Source organism: Rhizobium sullae (assembly GCF_900169785.1).
Classification (GTDB): domain Bacteria; phylum Pseudomonadota; class Alphaproteobacteria; order Rhizobiales; family Rhizobiaceae; genus Rhizobium; species Rhizobium sullae.
This window is the reverse complement of the sequence record NZ_FWER01000181.1, coordinates 1-624: the sequence shown is the minus strand read 5'-3', so window position 1 is coordinate 624 and position 624 is coordinate 1. Positions and strand designations below refer to the sequence as shown.

Below are 624 nucleotides of genomic sequence, written 5' to 3'. Positions count from 1 at the left end.
AGTACCTGCACGATCGGCCTTGGATGGATCCGCGATCACGACGATGTCATCGAACTTTGCGAGTTGACCAATAACTTCATCCCTCAGGCCATGCGCGATGTCGAAAGTTGTATCCACGGGCCGACCTTCCTCGAACGCTTCAACGACAACCTTTGGCCCGGATGCTTCCGTTGGCGATGTCCCGGAGAGGGCTTCGCCCGAGGCAGAAGGTTCAGGAGCGGGGAAGATGTAGAGAGAACCTGCGGCGATCACCAGAATGGTCCCGAGAATGAGCGCGATCAGTAATTTCGAGCGGTCAGGTCTGGGAAATAGACGTTCATGGTTGACGGATCCGACGTCTTTTAGAGCATCGGGGCTTGGCGCCGGCGATGCCGGCACTTCCGGGTGATGAGTGTATTCGAAATGCGGCACATATCCGCCCTTGGGCACGGTGATCGCTACCGGGTCGGTCTGTCCAGCGACGAGATAATAACGTTCGAGATCCCTTCGAATTCGCCCAGCTTCGATCCTGACGACGGGATCATTCTGTGCGTCAAATGAAACCTCTCGACCGAAGACATCATTTGCAATCGTAAAGGCCTTCAAGAACTCCGATCGTCCTGCCAACGTCTCGCTTACGATGAA

General features: G+C 55.4%; 1 pseudogene. It reads right to left on the bottom strand.

Annotation, left to right across the window (positions count from 1 at the left end):
* Positions 1 to 624 (bottom strand): annotated as a pseudogene (locus tag BN1800_RS39660) (hypothetical protein); the annotation flags it as partial.